Source organism: Pseudomonas aylmerensis, assembly GCF_001702265.1.
Taxonomy (GTDB): domain Bacteria; phylum Pseudomonadota; class Gammaproteobacteria; order Pseudomonadales; family Pseudomonadaceae; genus Aquipseudomonas; species Aquipseudomonas aylmerensis.
Genome location: NZ_MAUE01000045.1, coordinates 400,038 through 419,533 on the forward strand (window position 1 = coordinate 400,038; position 19,496 = coordinate 419,533).

Genomic DNA, 19,496 nt, shown 5'->3' on the forward strand with positions numbered 1-19,496 from the left:
GGGAGTATCCATGTATATGCGCCTGCCCCCGTAAGGCCTATGCCGTACGGTTGACGTGCTCATTGTCAGCCTCCTTGTGCTGACAGCGGGGGTGGAACAACGGGTTAAGAGTGACCAGCCTGGCAAGAAGTTCGCCCGATGGGCAGGACCTTTCTTGGGTAGTCGACGAGTGGTGGCATTATGATTTCATTCGCGCTGTTACGCGGAAGATTCAGACGAGGTGTTGTAGGACAAACTCAGGCGGAATGGGCGATCTTTTCCTCGCTGATGTTGACGCGGTTGCGCCCGGTGTCCTTGGCGGCATACAGCGCCCGGTCCGCGGCATTCAGCCACATGGCTGCATCGGTGAAGTACGGCTGGAAATCCGCCAGGCCGATACTCAGGCTCACACGCAGTTCGGGGATTTGCGGGTTGCGGTAATTACTGAAGGTTTCGCGCATGCGTTCCATCAGTTGCGCGGCTTGTTCCAAGGGCATTTGCGGAAGAATCACACAGAACTCATCGCCCCCGTAACGTCCGGCCAGATCGTTTTCCCGCAGGTTACGCCGCAGCTCGACGCTCAGTTGGCGCAATACTGCATCGCCGATGATATGGCCGTGGCTGTCGTTGATCTGCTTGAAGTGGTCGATATCGATCAAGGCGATGGTGGCGTGGCTTTGTTGTTGCTGGCACTTGTGGAACTTGAGTTGGAGCAGGTCTTTCCAGGAACCGTGATTGAGCAGGCCGGTGAGACTGTCGGTGCGGCTCAGGGCACTGAGGGCGCGTTTGTGTTCCGACAGCTTGATTGCCAACTGGTAGCAGACCATGCCGATGGCCATCGGGTAGAGGGTCAGCATGGGCAGGCAGGTATAGACCTGCAGCAGGCTGACGTCAGGATTGAACTGGAAGCCGAACAGCGTGCCTGCCACGCCGATCCCGAGGGCTTGTGCGAGCAGGCCGCGCAGGAACAGGCGCTTGCCGCCGGCGGCGACGTTGTTCATGGTCATCATCGACAGGATGGTCACGGCCGTCAGCGGGGTGAACTGCGTGGCGGCGGCCCAGAAACCGCCGAACAACGAGTCGTACAGCAGGTTGCGCTGCTCGGCCTTGTAGGGATACTGCGAGCGAGTCGACAGCTGATACGCCACGTGCGCCCAGGCGAACCCATTGAACAACAGCAACGCCCAGACCCAGCCGGGCATCGCGAGCGGGTAGAGGGCACCGATGACACTGATGCAGCCAATGCCCAGGCCGATGATCCTTGGCTTGTAGATACGTTTGGCAAATGAAAGCCCTTTGCCTTGTCTGTTTTCCATAAATTCCCGGATCAACTCTGTTGCAGATACGACGACACACGTTCGCAGGATTAACCGTTGATCGGATAATGCCTGTGAATATTGTCAGTTATTCCCGTGGGAATAATCAGTGTCCTTCCAGGCCATTTGCGCAAAACAGAGGGCTAATACGTCAAAAACGACCTGGAATGTCGCACACGCAACAGGTTTTACGGCTGGCGGGGCGCAGTGACTTCATAGCCGGCCAGGAACAGATCAATGGCGGACTCGATGACGCTGGCCTGGTTGGCCGCATCCAGGGTGGGTTGGCCGAGGGTGATCTGTGGCCAGAAGGCGAAGGCCTTGAGCAGGCTCTGGATCTGGTGGGCGGCAAAGGCCGGGTCGCTGCAATTGAGCCGTCCATCTTCCTGCGCGGCGCGTACCCATTGGGTAAAGCCTTCTTCACGCTTGCTCAGACGGTTGACCATGTCTTGCGCGCGTTCCGGCGAATGAATGGTGGCGGCGATGGCCACGCGGGCCAGGTCGAGGAAGTTGACGTCCGACATCATTTTCATCTTCGCCTCCAGCAACCCACGCAATTGTTCACGCAATGGGCGGTCACTGGTATAGCTGACGTCGAGTTGGGCGACGCTGCTGGCCCAGAGTTGGTGGAGAATTTCGGCGAACAGCTCTTCCTTGCTGGGGAAGTGGTTGTACACCGTGCGCTTGGATACGCCGGCGGTGGCGGCGATCTTGTCCATGCTGGTGACCTCGAAACCGTTGGCGCGAAACTCGGCAATAGCCGCAGCCACGATGGCTTCGCGTTTACGGTCAGTGAGGCGTAGAGGGGCAGTCATGGGCGGCGCTCGGCTCGTCAGGGTAAATTACACTCAGTAGTTTACTTGCTCGGGGTTTTGTTGCAATCTAGAAACTACACTGTGCAGTGTAATTTTATGCGCGATCGGTAGGAGTCACTCAGTTATGGCCACGATTTCAAGCCGTCTCAAGCCTTCGCCTGCGGCGCCCAAGCCTGCCGAGCAGGACCAGGGGCATTTCAGCAACGACGCCCCGGTGCAGCACGGCGGCTTTGGCAAAACCTTGCGTATCTTTTGGAACATGCTGTTCAACAAACCGCGCAGCACGCGGCCGGTGGGGCAGATCCCGGTGCAGCCGCTGACTCGCGAGCAGTTGCTGGCGGCGCCGGATCACAGTGTGTACCGCCTGGGGCATTCAACGGTGCTGCTGAAAATGCGCGGCAAATTCTGGCTGACCGACCCGGTGTTCGCCGAGCGTGCCTCGCCGTTCAGTTGGGCCGGCCCCAAGCGTTTTCATCAGCCGCCCATCAGTCTTGAAGAGTTGCCGCCGCTTGAGGCAGTGATTCTTTCCCACAACCACTACGACCACCTTGATCACAAGGCTGTCATCCAATTGGCCGACAAGACCCGGCACTTTCTTGCGCCGCTGGGCGTGGGCGATCTGCTGATCAAGTGGGGCGTGGATGCCAGCAAGGTGCGGCAACTGGATTGGTGGCAAGGCACTGAGGTGGATGGCCTGCGTTTTGTCGCCACGCCGGCGCAGCACTTTTCCGGACGCGGCCTGTTCGATGCCAACCAGACTTTGTGGTGTTCCTGGGTGATGATCGACGGCGCACGGCGGATCTTTTTCAGCGGTGACACCGGCTACTTCGATGGCTTCAAGCGCATCGGCGAGCAGTACGGTCCGTTTGACCTGACCTTGATGGAAACCGGCGCTTACAACGTCGACTGGCCGCACGTGCATATGCAGCCGGAGCAAACCCTGCAAGCGCATATCGACCTCAAGGGCCGCTGGTTGCTGCCGATCCACAACGGCACCTTCGACCTGGCATTCCATGCCTGGCACGAACCGTTCGATCGCATCATGGCCCTGGCCTGGGAACGCAATGTCTCGATTACAACGCCGGCGATGGGGCAGGCGTTCAGTTTGAACCAGCCGGAACGTGGCATCGTGTGGTGGCTGGACGTGGAAACCCAAGGTGCCAAGGAGCGCCTGTTGAGCTGAGCTGTGGGAAAAGGAGTTTTCAAGCTGTTTCAGGGCTGCGACAGACGCCAGCCAAGGGTGCGATGATCCCCGGAAGTCGGTTTTTCGGGGGTACTTCTTATGGAAGGCAAAGGTAGGACATCTTGGCATGGGGGCACGTGCCCGACCGGGCACGCGGTGTCAGCGCTACTCGAGTCGGCAGTCTCGGCGCCCCTCCTCAAACAGCTGCTGAACGAACCTGGGAGTGCGCACGGTATCGCTTTTGGCAGCGACCCGCAGTCTCATGCCCACCCTGAAGGTCGCATTCCGATCCCTGGCTACACCTCTCCGGCTCTTCCGCTGAAACCGGTGCGTGATCCGTCGTTATCGTTGATTGCCTTGAGTGGCGTTGACCCTTCGGGGCCAGTCATGGTGGAGGTGCCCCTGGTGCAGAACAACAACGTCTTGGCGGTCAGCCAGGCATTGGCGGGCAGGCGCATCGGCTTCGCCGAGCGGTTTGTACAGGGCGAGCCGCTGGAGCACACCGCCGCCTTCCTGAACGCGCTGGACGTGCTTCGCCGGGCCGGGGCGCAACTGGTGCCAGTGCTTGCACAGCGTAGCGATGACAGCCTGCTGTTCGACCTGCAGACCCGCAACGAAATCGACGCGCATGTGAGTGAAAATCGACTGGACGCTTTGGTGTCGGACAGCCGCAGCGCGGCGTTTCATGCGGCCTGCTGGACCGGCTACCCGGTGCATGGCGAGCCGCTCGAAGAGGGCGCGACGGTGTGGTTCTACGGTGCGCGTTGGTCGAAGGATGCGCTGCAGGCGCTGGTTCAGGAATACCGCAGCGCGCAAGGCCTGATGCCGGCACCGGTGCAATTACAGTGACCGGTTGTGTTGACTAATCCTACGCCGTGAACGCCTTGGGTCGGGCTGCCTGGGGCGCGAGGCCTTCTTAGACTGGTGATGGATCAACGTCGATCCCTCGTCATTTCTTAATCCTGAAGAGGTCTTATGATCGGTCTTGTATACGGTGTAGGGGCTGTCGTTCGGCAAGTCGCGCAGTCCTGGGTTGTCGACCCTGTGCCCGCAGTTTCAAAATCCGTAGCCCCAGGTACCGAGTACCTCAGTGTCAGCGAGCTCGGCGCGCACATGGCCAGGCCCGGCGGACTCACATCGGTGAGCCTGGTCAACTACCTGCAACAGCGCATTCTCAAGCTCGATCCGCAATTGAACGCCGTGATTGAGCTTAATCCGGATGCGCTGCGCACTGCTCGCGAGTTGGATCAGGAGCGCGCCAGTGGCAAGGTGCGCGGGCCGCTGCATGGTATTCCCATCCTGCTCAAGGACACCCTCGAAACCACCGGCATGCAAACCAGTGCGGGAGCATTCGGCCTGGTGGGTGAGGCCGTCGGCAAGAACGCCCCGCTGGTGGATAACCTGATCAAGCAGGGCGTGGTGATCCTGGGGAAAACCAATATGACGGAGCTGGCGGGCTTTCGTGGCGCGCCCGATGGCTGGAGCAGCCGGGGCGGGCAAACTCTTAACCCGCATCAGGCAGATGCTGACGTGGGGGGCTCCAGTTCCGGTTCGGCGGCCGCGCTCGCCGCCGGGCTGGCCCCCTTGGCAGTCGGGGCGGAGACGAATGGTTCGATCATCGTACCGGCGGCACTCAACGGCGTGGTCGGGCTCAAGCCCAGTGTCGGTTTGCTGGACCGTAACGGCATCATTCCGGCCAGCCGGCGACAGGACACGCCGGGCCCGATGGCACGCTCGGTGTATGACGTGGCGCTGATGCTCAATGCCATGTCAGGCCGCGACCCTGATGACCCGCATAGCGTGGGCGCTCCCGAGGGCGTGGACTACACGCGGTTGCTGGTACCCGGCGCGTTGACGGGCAAGCGCATTGGTTATCCGACGACGTTCAGTGCAAACGGCGAAATCCTGCCTGTGGTCAACAGTGCGTCATTTACGCGGACACTTGAGGTGCTGCGTGATCAAGGCGCGGTCCTTGTGCCCGTCGACATGCGCCTGGCCGACGCATCACGCTATGAGGAGTTGCTGCTCTCGGATGTGAAGGAGGAAATGAATGCTTACCTGGCCAAACGCCGCGGATTGCCAGTCAAGTCGTTGACGGAGCTGATCAAGTTCAATGAAGACCGCGACGGCACCGAGACCGATCACCAGCCGATGCTCAAGGAAATCGCTGCCTCCACTTTGACGCCGGACCAACGAGAACCGCTGTGGGACGAACTGATCGAGGATTTTCGCAGCACCGTGGATGATCCGATCAAGGCAGAAAACCTTGATGCCATGGCGACCGACTTCGAGACCAACGCTTATTTCGGCGTGGCCGCGGCGGGTTACCCGGGGATCACGGTGCCTTCCGGATCGAACGAGGACGGCCTGCCCACCAGTGCCTACTTTTTCGGCACCCGCTGGGCTGAACCGACCTTGCTGGCGGTGGCCCATGGGTATGAGCAGGCGGCCCAGGCGATGGTCAACCCCAGGCTCTGAAGCTACACACCGCCGCGCGCGGCCGGGTTGTGGTGGTCCGGCTGGACCCTACGCGCCATTCGGTTGGGGCGTGGCTGAGTCAATGGATGCCGCAGTTGGGCCCATCAGCCGCGAAAGGATGGTGGGTGCGGCGGGCTCGGTCGGGTGGGTATCGAACCTGCGCACGCTCATGCCCCATCCCGGCGCAAACCCCGGGAAAAACACCAGCCCTTCGGCCTCCAGGCGGAACGCCACGGCCAGGCGGGTTTCATCACCCACGTCGCCCAGGCTTTCGAATTGTTGGATGGCCTCTACCGTCACGTCGGCCTGGCGCGCCAGGTCTTCGCGGCTCCAGCCCAGCATCGCGCGGGCCTGTACGCTGTGTTTGGCGGTGAATTGATGCAGGACGATCTGCTGATCGACGAAAGAGCGCATTGCCAGAGAGGACATGGAATTTCTCCAGGGTTCGACGGGGAGGACAAACTATACTGTGTTTTTGTACAGTTGTTTTGACCGCTCATCAACTGGATTTTGTTGATGGCTTTCAGCCCCCGGTTATTCCAGCCCCGACGCCTCGCGAATAAGCAGGTGATCGAGGTTTTCGATATTCGCGCTGAACACCCCGAAGGTCTGCTCGGGGTTTTTCTTGCTCGGTACCTGTTTCAGCTCCGGCGTCACGCCGTAGAAGAAGCAGTACAACGCCCGGTCACTGTCTGCCGCCGCCCTGATCTGCTCCAGGAACACTGAGCGCTTGCGGTAGTTCTCGATGAGCTTTTTGCTCAGGTAGACGTTGACCGAGTAGGGCTTCTTGTCGAGCCACACCTTCTTGTCGAAGTCGATGCGAAAGCTGCTGGTGTAGTCCTTGATCGCCTTGATCTTGCCCCAGTAGATCAGGCCCTTGTTGTCCTGCAGGTATTCGATCTTCTTGAAGAACGTCGAGTAGGTCGCGGTGTGGTCGCCGATCTTCAGCGGCATGCTTTTGAGCTTGTCCTTGTCGTCGATATTCGACACGAAGCATTCCACCGGGTGGGCAAACACGCTGGTTTTGTCCGGGGTGGTGTCGTGGGAACTGCCGGACGGGCTGGTGCGGCTTGACGGCGTTTTCTCAGGACCCTGTGGGAGTTGTCCTTGAGGGCTGGTAACCGGGGTTTTAGGCGCGTACGTACGCCGTGTCAGGACAAATTCGGATGGGAAGTTTTCCTCGCGCTCGTCGTCATTTTCGCCGGTCGCGGTCTTGTGGGTACTGGCGTAACGGCAGCCGTCGATATGCCGGGTGCTCGGGGTGTTCTTGAAGTGCGGGGTGCGCAGGTAGTTGACGTTCTTTGCGTTGAACGTGCTCAACACATTGCCTGCCTCGAAGGCTGCACGGCAGTCATCGTTGGGGCAGAGGAAACTGTCCTGGTCGGAATCGAAGGCGACGGTTTCGTCGAAATTCAGGTCACGTACGTCGTAGATCGACAGCTTGTCATCGAGACTCAGGCTGTAGGCCGTGTCGAATTTCATGGGGCTCGGGTCCGTGAGAAGTTTCGCTATTAATAGCCGGATCCTGCGTAAATATCAGCAAGGAACTGCGACCCGCCGCCCGCTCAAGAAGCACAGCGTGCCGCCCATGGCCGTCAGTGCTCCCAGCGCATAAAACATGCTGGTCGGCGCTGCATTGATCAGCAGGTAGCCGCAAATCACCGGGCTCATCGCGCCGCCAAATGCCGCCAGGTTCTGCGCGCCGTAGTAACTGCCGCGCAGTGCATCCGGGGCGATGGTGTCGATGAACAGGAACTCCGACGGGTAGATGATCATTTCGCCCAGGGTGAACACAAACATCGCCAGGCACCAGGTGAGCAGGCTGTCGGCCAGGCTGAAACCGATCAACCCGAGGATGAACAGCAAGGTGCCGAGCACGATCCAGTAGCGCAGTTGTTCACGCTTGAGAAAACGCCCGATCTGGTACTGCATCAAAATCACGGTAATGGCGTTGCAGGCCAGCACCGCCGACAAAATCTTCAGCGCCTCGGCAGGTTTGTAGGCAACCAGCAGAAATTGCGACAGATAAAGCGTATAGCGCCCGTGGACAATGGTGCTCAGCAGGCTGCCGCTGGTAAACAGGATCAACGTGCGATCACTGCGCAAGGTGCGCAGGGTGCTGAGGAAACTCAGGGGTTTGTTGCTGTCGTCGCGCTGGGTCGGCGGGATGCCGATCATCAGGAATACGCTGCCAAACGCGATGGCGCTGGCGATCAGGAACGGCGCCAGCTGCATGTGTCCGGCGATCACCACGCCGACCATCGGGCCGGTGGCGTAGCCGACGTTGGTCAGGGTGTAGCGCAGGGAAAACACCTTGGCGCGGTCGCCCACCGGCAGGTTCTCGCTGATGATCGCCTTGGAGCCGATCAGGAACAGCGCCGACGCGGCTTCGGTGATCACCAGGGTCAGGGTGGTGAGGTAGAGGTTGCTGGCAAAGGTCAGCAACAGAAAACCGATGGCGCTGGAGAGCATGGCCAGGATCAGCAGCTTGCGCTTTTCCAGGCGGTCGATGATGTAGCCGCCATATAGGCCCAGCAGGGTCGCGATGAAGACGGCAATACCCATCAGCAGGCCGATGTCCTGTTGGTTGAGGCCCAGGCGGGTGCTCAGCAGCAGGGCCAGCAAAGGGCTGGTCATGGCGCGGCTGACCACGATGGTCACCGAGCAGATCATCAGGCGGCGGATTACCAGGGAGTAGGTGGCCACGGTGGGGCGGATGTCCTTGTTATAAATACGCGGCCGAGCCGAGCACTGTTCTGAATCCAATGAAAATCAACTGTGGGAGCCGGGCTTGCCCGCGATGGCGGTGTGTCAGGCAATGCCGATGCAAGCTGGCCCGCCGCTATCGCAGGCAAGCCAGCTCCCACAAGGCCTTGCTGTTTTTACTGGCCGGAATTGATAGTGATCTTCTCGACCGCACCTTGCTCCAGATCCCACTTCTTGAGGATCTTGCCGTAGGTCCCATCATCGAGCATGCCCTGCAACGCCTCACTGATCGCGCTGACCAACTCGGTATTGCTCTTCTCGATCCCCAGCCCAGTGAATTGCTTGGAAATCGCCAGGCCTACCGGCTTGTACTTGCCCTTGTCCAACGACATCAAATAAGGAATCGTCTCGCTGCCCTGCATCGCCGCATCCAAACGGTTTTGCTGCAACTGGGCACGCGCGTCCGCCGAGCCTTCAGTGCCGATCACCACGATCGCGGGCTTACCTGCTGCTTCGCAGTTTTCCTTGCTCCACGCGGCAATTTCCGACGGCCAGGTCGTACGGCGGCTGGTGCCGACTTTTTTACCGCACAGGTCAGTCAATTCCTTGAGGTCTTCGCGCTTGGCCAGGGTGTACAGCTGTGGGCCACTGGTGAAGTAGTCGATAAACGTCACGGCTTTCTGGCGCTCGGCGGTGTCGCTCATGCCGGACAGCACGATGTCGACGCGCTTGGTGGTCAGCCCGCTGAGCATCTGCTCGAAGCCGGTTTCCTGCCATTTGATCTTCACGCCCAGGCGCTCGGCGAGGGCGTTGCCCAAGTCGAAGTCCAGGCCCGTGAGCTTGTTGGTGGCGGTGTCCTTGAAGTCCATCGGCGGGTAGTTCGGCACGATGGCCGCGCTGATCTCACCCTTGTCCTTGATTGCCGCCGGCAATGCCGCGAATACACACGAGGAGGCCATCAGGCCTGCGAGCAACGTTGGGATAAACAATGTTTTCATGGGGGCGTTCTCGTTAGTTTTCTAGTTAAGTGCGAACGGCAGAAATAAAGCTTTGGGTACGCGGGTTTTGTGGGCTTATTAGAATTTCTTCCGGGCTGCCGGCTTCCACAATCTGGCCGGCGTCCATAAACACCATGCGGTTGGAGACTTCACGGGCGAAGCCCAACTCATGGGTGACCACGATCATGGTCATGCCGGTGGTGGCCAAATCGCGCATCACCGACAGCACTTCTCCTACCAGCTCCGGGTCGAGGGCTGACGTGGGTTCGTCAAACAACATCAGCTTGGGGCGCATCGCCAGCGCGCGGGCAATCGCCACACGCTGTTGCTGGCCACCGGACAATTCCACCGGGTAGGCATTGCGCTTGTCCGCCAGGCCGACGCGGGCCAGCAATTCCAGCGCGTCCTCGGTGGCCTCCTTGGGCGAGCGTTTGAGCACCTGGCACGGGCCTTCGATGATGTTCTGCAGCACGGTCATGTGCGGGAACAAATTGAAGCGCTGGAACACCATGCCGGTGGCCAGGCGCTGGCGCGCGATCTGCGCTTCATTCATCTCGTGCAACTTGTTGCCGACGACGCGGTAACCCACCAGTTCGCCGTCGACCCAGAGGCCGCCCTTGTCGATTTTTTCCAGCTGGTTGACGCAGCGCAGCAGCGTGCTTTTACCCGAGCCGGACGGGCCGATGATGCACATGACTTCGCCTTGCTCGACCTCGATATTGATGTCGCGCAGCGCGTGATACTGGTCGTAATACTTGTTCAGGTTGACGGCCTTGACGATGCTTCTCATGGGGCAAATCTCCTCAACCCAGACTTACGAACGCTTGCCGGCGCCGCGGGCAAAACGACGCTCGAGGCGGCTTTGACCAAATGAAAGAACAGTCACCACCGCCAGGTACCAGATGCCGGCAACAATCAGCAGCTCCATGACCCGCGCGTTGGCGTAGTAGATGTTTTGCGCGTTGTGCAGCAGCTCCGAATACTGGATCACGCTGGCCAGGCTGGTCATTTTCACCATGCTGATGAACTCGTTGCCTACAGGCGGAATGATCACTCGCATCGCCTGCGGCAGAATTACCCTACGCAGCGCTTGCAGGCTCGGCATGCCGATGGACTTGGCGGCTTCGTACTGGCCGGTGTCCACCGACAGCAGGCCGGCGCGCACCACTTCAGCGGTGTAGGCGCCCTGGTTGATACTCAGGCCAAGCAAGGCGGCTACGAATGGCGTCATCAGGTCGACGGTGTCGATGCTGAACAGGCCGGGGATCGCGATCACCGGGAAAATCAGCGCCAGGTTGAACCACAGCAGCAGCTGCAGAATCAGCGGCGTGCCGCGAAACAGCCAGGTATAGGTGATGGCCACGTAACGCAGGATCGGGTTGGCCGACATGCGCATGATCGCCGTGATGACCCCGATCACCACCCCCAGCGCCATTGCCAGGATCGACATGACGATGGTGTTGACCAGGCCCCAGAGGATGGCTTCAGACGTGAGGAACTGGCCGATGTAGGACCATTCGATCTGGCCATTGGCGAAGGCGCGCAACAGCGCGGCCAGTGCGATCACGATCAACGTGGCAAAAAACATCCGTCCGTAATAACGACGCGGCACGTGCTCGTACTGCGTGATATCGAACTGGTTCTCGGACAACTTGCGCTCGGCTTCCAAGCGCTCCGCCGGGGTTTGGTTCATGGTGCTACTCCACTGCTGTACTCGATCCAACGGTTAAAACACGGTCCAAATGTGGGAGCTGGCTTGCCTGCGAAGCGCCAGCAAACTCACCACAAAGGCCCAGGTTTAAATCCGAAACCCCTGATAACTTTCAGCCCACTGCTGCTGAGCCGCCAACGCCACCTTCAACCGCCCAATCTGCTCCCGAACCCGCTCCGGCGCCGTCCCGCCCCAGCCACTGCGCGCCGCAATCGCCGCCTCCAGGGTCAAGCAGTCGCGCACTTCCGGCAGCAACCGAGCATCCACCTCCGCCAACATCGCCGGCGAGGCTTCCCACAATTCAATCTCATGCTTCTCACAGGCCTGCACCAAGGCGCCGGTAATCTCATGCGCCTCCTTGAACGGCACACTGCGCGTTGCCAACCAATCCGCCACCTCAGTCGCCAGGGTGAAGCCCATCGGCGCCTGACGCCGCAGCTCTTGCACCTGCACTTTCATGGTCGCAACCATCCCGGCCATCGCCGGCAGCACCAGCAGCAAGGTGTCCACGCTGTCCAGCACGCTGTGCTTGTCTTCACTCAAATCGCGGTTGTACGACAGCGGCAGCGACTTGAGCGTCGACATCAGCCCGGTCAGGTTACCGATCAAGCGCCCAGCCTTGCCCCGGGCCAATTCGGCAATGTCCGGGTTCTTCTTCTGCGGCATGATCGAGCTGCCGGTGGCGTAGGCATCGTCCAGCACCACCCAGCGAAATTGGCGCGAAGACCACAGGCAAAACTCTTCCGACAGGCGCGAAATATTCACCCCGAGCATGCCGGCCACGAACAGGAATTCCGCCACATGGTCACGGCTGGCGACCGCATCAATGGAGTTTTCGCACGGTCCGGTGTAGCCCATTTCCTTGGCCGAATGCTCCGGCTGGCGCGCAATCGCCGACCCGGCCATGGCGGCCGCGCCCAACGGCGACAACGCCGTACGCGCATCCCAATCGACCAGACGCTGCACATCGCGCAGCATCGACTGGGCATGCGCCAACAGGTGATGGGCAAACACAATCGGTTGCGCTTGCTGCAAGTGGGTAAAGCCCGGGCAGATGCTCTCCACATGCTGCTCAGCCTGCTCCACCAACGCCTGCTGCAACGCGAGTACCTCGGTGGTGATGGTGCGTGCATGGTCGCGTAGGAAAAGGCGCAGGTCGTTGGCCGTCTGGTCGTTACGCGAACGCCCGGCGCGCAACTTGCCGCCCAGGGCGCCCAGCCGCTCGGTCAATACGCGTTCGATGAAGGTGTGCACATCCTCGTCATCCAGCGTCGGATGCAGGCGGCCGGCGGCGAAGTCCTCGCCGATCCGGTCCAGTGCCTCCAGGGTGCGCAGGGTCTCCGACTCATCCAGCAAACCGGCGCGCTGCAACTCACGGGCATGGGCACGGGAGCCGGCCAGGTCGTAGGGCGTCAGGCGGAAATAGCGCTCAGGGCAACGTGACAACGCGGCCAATGCTGCAGACGGACCGGTCTTGAAACGAGCGCCCCAAAGGCGGTCGGTGGGCTGGGACATGGGTATTCCTCACGCTTGTTTTTAGAAGAGTCGGAGGCAGTAAAAATAAGTTTTCAACTAGACTGAATCAGCGTCTGACGCGCCGTATTCAAGGTTGCCAAGGGCGGATGTTTATGTTCATTATCGCCGCCTGGCTGTGTTCAAGGACTGGGTCAAAGCCTGTTGAATATGGCACTTGAGGTCAACGCGTATTATGGAAACTCCACTTTCCACTTCTGGAAACCTGCCACCCAAACCCGGCACAAGACCGCCCCTGCAATTGAGCGGACTGGACTTCAAATTGCTCCGGGTATTTATGGCTGTGGTCGAGGCTGGCGGCTTCAGCGCTGCACAAAACGAGCTGAACGTGGGCCTGGCAGCGATCAGCAAGCAGATCTCCGACCTCGAAATCCGCATCGGTATGCGCCTGTGTACGCGGGGCCGGGAGGGCTTTGGACTGACCGAAGAAGGCAAGTTGGTGTATCAGGCGTCCATCGAGTTATTTACCTCGGTCGACAGTTTTCGCGACAAGCTTAGTTCGGCGCAAAATGAACTGATCGGCGACCTTAGTGTGGGCGTTATTGATACTACCGTCTCCGATATCAACTCGCCGCTCATTGCCGCGTTGAGGAAGTTGCACAGCGAATCGCCAAAAATAAGATTGCGCCTACAGGCCTCGCAACTTGACGAAGTTGAGCGTGGCGTCGTGGAAGGGCGGCTGATCGTCGGCATCGTGCCGGTGTACCAGCGCCGTGAGGAATTCGACTATTTCCCGCTGTATGAAGAAAAAGCCCACGCTTACTGCGCCGTAGGACATCCACTGTTCAATGCGAGCGACATCACACCGGAGGTGTTGCGCCAATACGAAGTGGTCAACCACCGGTACGCGATTCACCGCGACAAGGCCAACTTCGTCACCTACGACAGCCAGTCCGCCTCGGCCTCACAAGTCGAAGCCGTCGCCATCCTGATCCTGACCGGCCGCTTCCTGGGCTTCCTGCCAGAACACTACGCTGCGCCGCTGGTAAGGGAAGGGCGCCTACGCGCACTGTGCCCGGACCACGTGCACCTGAGCACCGCCGTCAACCTGATCCTGCGCCACAACGCCCCGCGCAGCCCCATGGTAAAAGCCTTCGCCACCGCCCTGGGCGTAGACCTCAAGGCCGCAACATAACGCTAACGCCAAGCGCCGATCCCAGCACGACATCAATCAACTGTGGGAGTTGTCGAGCCCCAGCGAGGCTACGAAGGGATCACCTCGGTCTACCTGCCGCTCCGCCCCATCTGCATCGACCCCAGCACCTCATGCGAGTGCTCCACCCAGCCCAGCACCGATCAAAATGTGGGAACCCTCGAGCCCCGGCGAGGCAGCGATGGGATCGCCTCGGTCACCCGCCGACCCCACCCACCCGCATCACCGCTGCAACTTGCCCTGCTTCTTCTTCGAATGAAAATGCCGAAAATGCGCATCCTGCGCCGCCGCCAGCAACTCCCGATCCCCGCGCGTATCGCCCCAGGCCCGCAGCCGATACTCCCCCAGGTCCCCATACACCGCTTCAAGGCGCAGCACCTTATTCTCACAGCGGCAGTTATTCCCGGTGAGCTTGCCGGTCAACACCCCATCCACCACTTCAAGCTCAGTCCCAATCAATTTGATCCCGAGCCGATCAGCAAACGGCTGCAACACCAACGCCGGCGACGCCGAACACAGCGTCACCACCGCCCCCGAGCCCAACTCCTGCTCCACTGACAGCACGCCCGCCGGGCGCATCAACCGCGCCCAATTGCGCTGGCAATACTCCTCGGCCTTCTGCTGCACCCACGACTTCTCGACCCCGGTCATAAAGGTGCGAATCAACTGCGCTTTCAACTCATCCCGGCTGATCAGCCGCAGCAAAAAACGCAGCCCAGGCACCGCCAGCTTGACCATCCGGCCATAGAACTCGCCAGGGCCAAAGGCAAACTTGAGGAACGGCACAAAACTGTCGTGATGGGTCAGGGTGCCGTCGAAGTCAAAGACGGAAAGTACTTTGGCATCCACAGGGCCGGCTTCGAGCATGTCTGGGTTCACGGGTTGGCCTCGGTCCTATCTAGTGTTTTTTGAGTGTGCATCAGGTGTGACAGCAGGAGTTTACTCCCGTGCCAATCTTCCAACTTTGCTGTAAAGCGCTGCAGTGAAAGCGTTCCGATCACTCGACCGGTGACAACGCTGATGGCAATTGGGGCACAAGGCTACAGCATTGGTGATGCGATCCGAACCCTTCTGGGCGAGGTGGCCGGCCTGATGTGCTTCAAGAAGTAGCAATTCACTGGGCATAAAAAAGCCCTGAACATGTCAGGGCTTCATGGGGTTGCTTGGCTAAGGAATCAATCCCAGCTCAACGCACCACCAGTTTGATACTCAATCACACGGGTCTCAAAGAAGTTCTTCTCTTTCTTCAAGTCCATGATCTCGCTCATCCACGGGAACGGGTTGGTCGTGCCTGGATACTCTTCCTTCAAGCCAATCTGCGACAGGCGACGGTTGGCGATGAACTTGAGGTAGTCCTCCATCATCGCCGCGTTCATGCCCAACACGCCGCGCGGCATGGTGTCACGCGCGTATTCGATTTCCAGCTGAGTCCCCTGCAGGATCATCTGGGTCGCTTCTTCTTTCATCTCGGCATCCCACAAGTGTGGGTTTTCGATTTTGATCTGGTTGATCACGTCGATACCGAAGTTCAGGTGCATCGACTCGTCGCGCAGGATGTACTGGAACTGCTCGGCGACGCCGGTCATTTTGTTGCGGCGGCCCATCGACAGGATTTGGGTGAAGCCGCAGTAGAAGAAGATGCCTTCCAGGACGCAGTAGTAGGCGACCAGGTTGCGCAGCAATTCTTTATCAGTCTCGACGGTGCCGGTTTCGAATTTCGGATCGGAGATCGAGCGGGTGTACTTCAGGCCCCAGGCGGCCTTTTTGGCGACCGATGGAATCTCGTGGTACATGTTGAAGATCTCGCCCTCATCCATGGCCAGCGATTCGATGCAGTACTGGTAGGCGTGGGTGTGGATCGCTTCTTCGAAGGCCTGGCGCAGGATGTACTGGCGGCACTCCGGGTTGGTGATCAGACGGTACACGGCCAGCACCAGGTTGTTGGCAACCAGCGAGTCGGCGGTGGAGAAGAAGCCGAGGTTGCGCATGACGATGCGACGTTCGTCGTCGGTCAGGCCTTCAGGGTTTTTCCACAGCGCGATGTCGGCGGTCATGTTGACCTCTTGCGGCATCCAGTGGTTGGCGCAGCCGTCGAGGTACTTCTGCCAGGCCCAGTCGTACTTGAAGGGCACGAGTTGGTTGAGGTCGGCGCGGCAGTTGATCATGCGCTTTTCGTCAACGGCGACGCGGGCGGCGGAGCCTTCCAGCTCGGCGAGGCCTTCGGCGACGTCGAGTTTGTCGAGGGCGGCCTTGGCGCGCACGATGGCGGCGGAGTCACTGGCGGTGACGGCGCGCGCTTCGATGGCGGCAGCGGCGCCTGCGCCATCGAGGCGGTCCATGTTGGCTTCGGTGGCGTGGCCGGCGTTGGCGCCTTTAGCGGCTACTTCGCCTTCTTCTTCTTTGTCGAATTCGTCCCAGCTCAGCATGACGTGTCGTCTCCTGCGTGAGGGCGCAAAGGGGCCCGTGTGAAACCGGATGGTTGGGTGTTCACACGGCCCTGAGGCCGCGGTGGATCTTAAGGAATCGTTTGTTGCAGCTAGCGCACGCATTAAACGGAATAGGCTAACGGGTGCTCTGCGTGAGGCTTGAGGGGCGGAGCGACAGGTACATGCTCCAGCGCAGGCTCAAGGTCTGGCTCTTCATCCCGGTGTAAAGGGATATTGCAGGCCCGATTTACCCGCGCATTATAGGGAAAAATTCGGCTTTGTGTTGCGGCGGATGGCCTCAGCGGTCGGCCAAAATGCGTGGGGTTACGGCCAGAGTGTTGGTTTGTAAGGGTTTGCTGCTTGAGGATTTTTTTAGCGGCGAGTGGTGGTGTCCAATCGTCGGGAAATCGCCTTGTGGCTTGTATGCGGCTGTTGTGGCGAGCGGGCTTGACGGTTGTTTAGATNCAAGGCGCTGAGGTTTTCCTGAGAGAACTCAGCGCCTGATTTTGGGGCCGCTTCGCTGCCCGACGCGGGGCAAGCCCGCTCGCCACGGGGGAGTGTGGCGGCCTTGACGGTTGTTTAGATCGCGGATTACTGGGCCGCCGCTTTAATGCTGGCAAACATCTGCTTACCCGCCTTGGCCGGGTCCGCATCTTTATTGCTCATGAAGTTGCTCACCACATCAAACACCGCGCCCTGCACGGCTTGGGACGTTGACATGTTGAACGCCATGCTCGGCGCCAGCGTGCCGGCCTTTTCCGCCTCGGCGAAATCCTTGGCGGAAGCTTGGGCGCAGCTGTCGAATGGGCTCATGTCGAGGCCCTTGATGACCGGGATCGAGCCTTTGTTCTGGTTGAACACCGTTTGGAATTGCGGCTCCAGGGCGATCTTGGCCAGGTCGTCGCGGGCGGCGTTGTTACCGGGCGTGTCGTTTTTGCTCGACAGCTTGAACATCGCCAGTGAGTCGATGGTGTAGCTATAGATGCCTTGAGTGCCGGGGAAGGGCGCGCATTCATAGTCGACGCCGGCCTTTTTGCCGACGGCGCTCCATTCGCTCTTGGCCCAGTCGCCCATGAGTTGCATGCCAGCCTGGCCGTTGATGACCTTGGCGGTTTCCATGTTCCAGTCCTGGCCGGCGCCGTTGGGGTCCATGTAGGTCTTCAGTTTGCGCAGGGCGACGAACACTTCGGTCATTTTCGGACCGGTGAAGGTGGCTTCGTCGTTGTCGATAAAGGCCTTTTTGAAGCCATCGGCGCCGAGGATGCTCAGTACCAGGCCTTCGAATACGGTGGTGTCCTGCCATGGCTGGCCGCCGTGGGCGATCGCGATAAAACCGGCGGCCTTGAGCTTGTCGCCGGCGGCGTAGAGTTCTTCCAGAGTGGTCGGGGCATGGGCGACCCCGGCTTTGCGCAGCACGTCGGGGTTGGTCCAGAGCCAGTTGATGCGGTGGATATTCAGCGGCACGGCAACGTAGTGGCCGTCGAATTTCATCAGCTCGGCAATGCTCGGCGGCAGCAGGGTGTCCCAGTGGTTGGCCTGGGCGACGTTGTCGATGCTGGTCAGCAGGCCCAGCTTGCCCCATTCCTGGATGTCCGGCCCTTTGATTTGCGCGGCGGAGGGTGGGTTGCCGGACACTGCGCGAGTCTTGAGCACGGTCATGGCCGCCGCGCCACCGCCACCGGCGACGGCGCTGTTTTGCCAGGTGAAGCCGTCTTTTTCGATCAGTTGCTTGAGCACGTCGGCTGATTTGGCTTCGCCGCCCGACGTCCAGTAGTGGACGACTTCGACACTGCCTTTACTCTCAGCCGCCTGGGCGGTGAGCGTACAGAGGCTGGCGAAAGAGACTGCAAGGGCAAGGCGATTGACGAGGTTCATAGGGGATACCTTTTTTTGTTGTTATGGACAGCGGTGTTTATTCCAATCCCAGGCCTTTGCGGCCCAGGCTGTTGAGTTGTCGAGGGGTGAAGCGGTCTTGCCACTGTTGCTCGTAGTCTTCCCGGGGGAAGTCGTCCGGCGAGACACCTTGCTCGAATGCCCTGAACACGTCCTTGGCGTAACGCAGATTTTTCGGACACATGGGCGCGGCGGGGACGTACATCACATTGCCCCAGCCCTGCTGGTTTTCCACCGGGGCGACGCTGTGGATTACGTCGCAGTGCCACCACACCGAATCGCCGGCGTGCACGTCCGGAATGGGTGTCATGCCCTGTACCAGCAACGGATGCCATTTCTCTGAGATGGGCAGCACTTTGCCGGGCGCCACGCCGCACAATTCATCCTCGGGCACGTCGTCCAGCAGCGGGCGCAGCAGCATATAAGCCATGGCCTTGGGGATCGGCAGCGTATGCAGCACACCCTGGTCGGCACGCATATCGCACAGTGCCGTCCAGCCCTGGAAGGTGCGGAAGGCCGAGCATTTCACCGTGTCCTTGTAGGCATATTCGTCGACCTCGGTGCGATGCGCGGCATCCCATGGGTCGTACGCCTGGAAGTCATTGCGGTAGATCTTGTCGAAGACCTTCAGGTAGGCCGGATGCAGCCAGCGTTCCAGCGCCCCGGAGTCGGTATGCGGGCCAAGGCCTTTGGATGTGGTGCCCGGTGGGCGCCGGCGGACGCGGTCCGGGTACAGCGCGTTGATGTCCGGATCGAACCATTGCTGGCCTTGGGAATGGGTGGTCCACAACCGGTTGAGGAAGGATTGCGCAGCGCCCATGCGCGGGTGCTGACGCACTTGCATCTGGGCGTCTGACCAGTAGATCGGAAATATCTCCGGGCGGGAGGCGTCGAGGTTGCCGAAAAAGGTGTCAGCCGGGCCGCGATATACCGTGTCGAAATGGTTGTTGTCGAGGTAGTCCAGCAGGCTCTTGTCCCACCCCAGCACTTGCTCACGCGCGAAGTGATTGCGGATCACCAGGCAGCCCCTGCGCTTGATCAGGGCGCGTTGCGCGTCCGTCACCTGGCCGTTGGCGATCGTGTCGAAATCCAGTTCCGGCCAAGCCGAACCGCTCAGCGCCTGCTGGGCTTTGATCGAGGCGATTTCATCGGCAATGAACGCGCTGACCTCGGCAAACAAAGCGTTCACATCGCCGATCTGCGCGCGCAGGGTTTTCTTCATGTTGACGATGTTGCGCCGGTAGTCGTCCGGCAACTCGGGACTTTCGAAGGCGTGATAATTACTCATGGGGTGACCTGTATTGT

Annotated in this window: 17 protein-coding genes and 1 pseudogene; 4 read left to right on the plus strand and 14 right to left on the minus strand. The window is 60.1% G+C overall.

All coding sequences use genetic code 11. From position 1 onward, the window contains the following. Positions 1–236 precede the first annotated feature (236 nt). Together BBG20_RS27640 and BBG20_RS27645 are read right to left on the minus strand one after the other, a co-directional pair. The gene (locus tag BBG20_RS27640; protein WP_065909165.1) at positions 237–1,295 is read right to left on the minus strand and encodes a diguanylate cyclase; all 1,059 of its coding nucleotides are present in this window, start codon (positions 1,293–1,295) and stop codon (positions 237–239) included. A gap of 188 nt (positions 1,296–1,483) precedes the next feature. Further along, positions 1,484–2,110, minus strand: a complete 627-nt coding sequence (locus BBG20_RS27645; RefSeq protein WP_065909167.1) for a TetR/AcrR family transcriptional regulator — start codon at positions 2,108–2,110, stop codon at positions 1,484–1,486. Positions 2,111–2,234: 124 nt separating this feature from the next. On the opposite strand from BBG20_RS27645, the gene BBG20_RS27650 reads away from it, so the two are divergent. From BBG20_RS27650 to BBG20_RS27660, 3 genes are all read left to right on the plus strand, one after another. Continuing rightward, positions 2,235–3,293, plus strand: coding sequence for an MBL fold metallo-hydrolase (locus BBG20_RS27650; RefSeq protein ID WP_065909170.1), 1,059 nt, complete (start codon positions 2,235–2,237; stop codon positions 3,291–3,293). A gap of 387 nt (positions 3,294–3,680) precedes the next feature. Continuing rightward, on the plus strand, positions 3,681–4,142 hold the full coding sequence (locus tag BBG20_RS27655; RefSeq protein ID WP_065909171.1) for a hypothetical protein: 462 nt from the start codon (positions 3,681–3,683) through the stop codon (positions 4,140–4,142). Positions 4,143–4,268: 126 nt separating this feature from the next. Continuing rightward, complete coding sequence (locus BBG20_RS27660) at positions 4,269–5,771, plus strand: amidase family protein (RefSeq protein WP_065909172.1); 1,503 nt, start codon at positions 4,269–4,271, stop codon at positions 5,769–5,771. Between the two features lie 48 nt (positions 5,772–5,819). Here the strand turns inward: BBG20_RS27660 and BBG20_RS27665 are convergent, their stop codons facing one another. From BBG20_RS27665 to argH, 7 genes are all read right to left on the minus strand, one after another. Beyond that, complete coding sequence (locus BBG20_RS27665) at positions 5,820–6,200, minus strand: helix-turn-helix domain-containing protein (RefSeq protein WP_065909173.1); 381 nt, start codon at positions 6,198–6,200, stop codon at positions 5,820–5,822. A gap of 105 nt (positions 6,201–6,305) precedes the next feature. Beyond that, positions 6,306–7,253 carry a hypothetical protein gene (locus BBG20_RS27670; RefSeq protein WP_065909174.1) on the minus strand — a complete coding sequence of 316 codons (948 nt, stop codon included), beginning with the start codon at positions 7,251–7,253 and terminating at the stop codon, positions 6,306–6,308. Between the two features lie 54 nt (positions 7,254–7,307). Continuing rightward, entirely contained in the window at positions 7,308–8,477 is a 1,170-nt protein-coding gene (locus tag BBG20_RS27675; RefSeq protein WP_065909176.1) for an MFS transporter, read from the minus strand. 176 nt (positions 8,478–8,653) lie between these two features. Further along, positions 8,654–9,475 carry an ABC transporter substrate-binding protein gene (locus tag BBG20_RS27680; RefSeq protein WP_065909178.1) on the minus strand — a complete coding sequence of 274 codons (822 nt, stop codon included), beginning with the start codon at positions 9,473–9,475 and terminating at the stop codon, positions 8,654–8,656. A gap of 25 nt (positions 9,476–9,500) precedes the next feature. Then, a complete protein-coding gene (locus BBG20_RS27685; RefSeq protein ID WP_065909180.1) occupies positions 9,501–10,265 on the minus strand; it encodes an amino acid ABC transporter ATP-binding protein in 765 nt (254 codons plus the stop codon). Between the two features lie 24 nt (positions 10,266–10,289). Next, positions 10,290–11,168: an amino acid ABC transporter permease gene (locus tag BBG20_RS27690; protein WP_017134649.1), complete on the minus strand. Its 879-nt coding sequence runs from the start codon at positions 11,166–11,168 to the stop codon at positions 10,290–10,292. Between the two features lie 105 nt (positions 11,169–11,273). Next, positions 11,274–12,701 (minus strand): argininosuccinate lyase, encoded by a 1,428-nt coding sequence (gene argH, locus BBG20_RS27695; protein WP_065909187.1) that lies wholly within the window; start codon positions 12,699–12,701, stop codon positions 11,274–11,276. Positions 12,702–12,894: 193 nt separating this feature from the next. Here argH and BBG20_RS27700 point away from each other — a divergent pair, with 193 nt between their 5' ends. Next, positions 12,895–13,854, plus strand: a complete 960-nt coding sequence (locus BBG20_RS27700) for a LysR family transcriptional regulator (protein WP_065909189.1) — start codon at positions 12,895–12,897, stop codon at positions 13,852–13,854. Between the two features lie 240 nt (positions 13,855–14,094). Here the strand turns inward: BBG20_RS27700 and BBG20_RS27705 are convergent, their stop codons facing one another. The 5 genes and pseudogenes from BBG20_RS27705 to BBG20_RS27720 all read right to left on the minus strand — a co-directional run bounded on the left by BBG20_RS27705 (position 14,095) and on the right by BBG20_RS27720 (position 19,479). After that, on the minus strand, positions 14,095–14,739 hold the full coding sequence (locus BBG20_RS27705; protein WP_065909191.1) for an HAD-IB family hydrolase: 645 nt from the start codon (positions 14,737–14,739) through the stop codon (positions 14,095–14,097). 72 nt (positions 14,740–14,811) lie between these two features. Next, a pseudogene (locus BBG20_RS32130) lies at positions 14,812–14,985 on the minus strand (HNH endonuclease); the annotation flags it as partial. A 62-nt stretch (positions 14,986–15,047) separates the two neighbouring features. Next, positions 15,048–16,298: a ribonucleotide-diphosphate reductase subunit beta gene (locus BBG20_RS27710; RefSeq protein WP_032879817.1), complete on the minus strand. Its 1,251-nt coding sequence runs from the start codon at positions 16,296–16,298 to the stop codon at positions 15,048–15,050. Between the two features lie 591 nt (positions 16,299–16,889). Next, on the minus strand, positions 16,890–18,173 hold the full coding sequence (locus BBG20_RS27715; RefSeq protein ID WP_065909193.1) for an ABC transporter substrate-binding protein: 1,284 nt from the start codon (positions 18,171–18,173) through the stop codon (positions 16,890–16,892). 37 nt (positions 18,174–18,210) lie between these two features. Continuing rightward, entirely contained in the window at positions 18,211–19,479 is a 1,269-nt protein-coding gene (locus tag BBG20_RS27720; RefSeq protein ID WP_065909195.1) for a DUF1479 domain-containing protein, read from the minus strand. Positions 19,480–19,496: the final 17 nt, after the last annotated feature.

Coding starts and splice junctions, on each gene's coding strand:
- BBG20_RS27670 (WP_065909174.1), bottom strand. CDS start 7,253: ATGAAATTCGACACGGCCTACAGCCTGAGTCTCGATGACAAGCTGTCG.
- BBG20_RS27715 (WP_065909193.1), bottom strand. CDS start 18,173: ATGAACCTCGTCAATCGCCTTGCCCTTGCAGTCTCTTTCGCCAGCCTC.
- BBG20_RS27645 (WP_065909167.1), bottom strand. CDS start 2,110: ATGACTGCCCCTCTACGCCTCACTGACCGTAAACGCGAAGCCATCGTG.
- argH (WP_065909187.1), bottom strand. CDS start 12,701: ATGTCCCAGCCCACCGACCGCCTTTGGGGCGCTCGTTTCAAGACCGGT.
- BBG20_RS27690 (WP_017134649.1), bottom strand. CDS start 11,168: ATGAACCAAACCCCGGCGGAGCGCTTGGAAGCCGAGCGCAAGTTGTCC.
- BBG20_RS27640 (WP_065909165.1), bottom strand. CDS start 1,295: ATGGAAAACAGACAAGGCAAAGGGCTTTCATTTGCCAAACGTATCTAC.
- BBG20_RS27650 (WP_065909170.1), top strand. CDS start 2,235: ATGGCCACGATTTCAAGCCGTCTCAAGCCTTCGCCTGCGGCGCCCAAG.
- BBG20_RS27705 (WP_065909191.1), bottom strand. CDS start 14,739: ATGCTCGAAGCCGGCCCTGTGGATGCCAAAGTACTTTCCGTCTTTGAC.
- BBG20_RS27685 (WP_065909180.1), bottom strand. CDS start 10,265: ATGAGAAGCATCGTCAAGGCCGTCAACCTGAACAAGTATTACGACCAG.
- BBG20_RS27710 (WP_032879817.1), bottom strand. CDS start 16,298: ATGCTGAGCTGGGACGAATTCGACAAAGAAGAAGAAGGCGAAGTAGCC.
- BBG20_RS27665 (WP_065909173.1), bottom strand. CDS start 6,200: ATGTCCTCTCTGGCAATGCGCTCTTTCGTCGATCAGCAGATCGTCCTG.
- BBG20_RS27680 (WP_065909178.1), bottom strand. CDS start 9,475: ATGAAAACATTGTTTATCCCAACGTTGCTCGCAGGCCTGATGGCCTCC.
- BBG20_RS27660 (WP_065909172.1), top strand. CDS start 4,269: ATGATCGGTCTTGTATACGGTGTAGGGGCTGTCGTTCGGCAAGTCGCG.
- BBG20_RS27700 (WP_065909189.1), top strand. CDS start 12,895: ATGGAAACTCCACTTTCCACTTCTGGAAACCTGCCACCCAAACCCGGC.
- BBG20_RS27655 (WP_065909171.1), top strand. CDS start 3,681: ATGGTGGAGGTGCCCCTGGTGCAGAACAACAACGTCTTGGCGGTCAGC.
- BBG20_RS27720 (WP_065909195.1), bottom strand. CDS start 19,479: ATGAGTAATTATCACGCCTTCGAAAGTCCCGAGTTGCCGGACGACTAC.